Origin of the sequence: Staphylococcus sp. HMSC061G12 (assembly GCF_001838465.1) — a bacterium.
Taxonomy (GTDB): Bacteria; Bacillota; Bacilli; order Staphylococcales; family Staphylococcaceae; genus Staphylococcus; species Staphylococcus simulans.
On the sequence record NZ_KV837082.1, the window covers coordinates 1 to 1,537 of the forward strand.

General features: G+C 28.0%; 2 protein-coding genes. One reads left to right on the forward strand and one right to left on the reverse strand.

The features are described from left to right. Window positions 1-236: YSIRK-type signal peptide-containing protein (locus HMPREF2937_RS07285; protein ID WP_256274560.1), on the reverse strand; the 236-nt coding region annotated here is incomplete at its 3' end. 529 nt (window positions 237-765) lie between these two features. Between HMPREF2937_RS07285 and HMPREF2937_RS07290 the strand changes: the two genes are divergently transcribed. After that, window positions 766-1,293, forward strand: coding sequence for a hypothetical protein (locus tag HMPREF2937_RS07290; protein ID WP_070626401.1), 528 nt, complete (start codon window positions 766-768; stop codon window positions 1,291-1,293). Window positions 1,294-1,537 lie beyond the last annotated feature (244 nt).

Below are 1,537 nucleotides of genomic sequence, written 5' to 3' on the forward strand. Positions count from 1 at the left end.
GCCTTCTCTTCTGTTGAAGGCTGTTCTGTTGTTGCACCTTCACTTGTTACTTTTTCTTCTGTTGATGCTTGTTCTGTACTAGCATCTTCTTCTGCTGCTTTAGCTACATCATGTCCTGCCCCAAAGATTAATGTTGCACCTACTAAAATTGATGCAGTACCTACTGTGAATTTTCTTATGGAATATTTGTTATTGATATTTGGTAGAAAATCTAATTTCCTTCTTGTTTTTTTCAAAAAAACAGCCCCTTTTTCTTTAGTGTTAATCATAAATATGTCGAAGTAAACAATATAGTGTAATTCAAAGTTTAGTATATCCAAAAAAAAATTATATAGCAACAACTTTGAGCAAGACATTCGAGGAAAGTTACATACCTCGACATAGGATTCTTATGAACGTTTGATTTTTGTTAGACTGAATGAAAGTATGTATAATAAATGAACAGTTTTTAGATGTTTTGTAACGAGTTAAACAGCTTAGTGATTATAATTCAAATTAAATTATGTATCAAAGTTAGCTTTAACACTTAATCAGTGTTATTGTATAGTAATGATATAATTAGATTCCCTGATATAGAGTAGTTATGGTAGGAACGATTACCTATATTACTATGTATTGAGATAGGAATATAAATGTTAACTATCATATAAAAAAGTTCGAAAATTCGGAGTTTTTATTGTGAGAAACAAAGGAGGATAATTTTTAGAATCGGTCAAATAGAAAATAAAAAGATTAAAGTTATTCTATATTAACGGAGTGGGAAAGATGGATAGAGACTACTTCATTTTTAAAGAAATATTAAACAGTGAAGATTATAAAAAAGTTAAGGCCAACCAAAAATATATATTAGCATTGATGTATTCATTTATGAATGTTTATAACAAATTGTCAATAAACCAAAATCAAATTATTCAATTAGCTAATATAAGTCGAGAAACTTTTAGACAAAGTAAACGGATACTAAAAAAGCATAAACTTATTGAATATACTTATTATTCTAAAGTACATCTAAACATGCCAGTAAATCGGGAGAAAATATATATTCACATTGATTTAATAAATGGAAAATACAGTCATTTAAGTAATGGAGCAAAACTTTTCTATAGTTATTTTTTAAATGAACAAAATAACTTGAATGAGCGCTATATAAAATATACATTATCTGGAATAATGAATGAGTTTGGCGGCACTTATAATACAATAGAAAATATTTGTCAGGAACTAATACAGGAAAAGTTATTAGTTAAAAAGAAAGAAGGCGTTTCATATATTTACCACTTCAAAGAAATATAAAGAATTATAAAATGTATATAACCTACAATCATTAAAAAAAGAAAGTATAGGTGTAGCTAAATCATTAAGCACTTCCGTAATGTAACGCGGCTGGGATATAATTGTTCTGAAACCTAATAAAAATGAAAATCGCTCCTTTTTTATTTGACAGAGAACCAAATAGAACTGGTGGGCTAAAATACAGAGATTAAGCAGCATAAAGTTGCTTGATCTCTTTTTTGGATTAGCTGCAAAAAGATTTGTA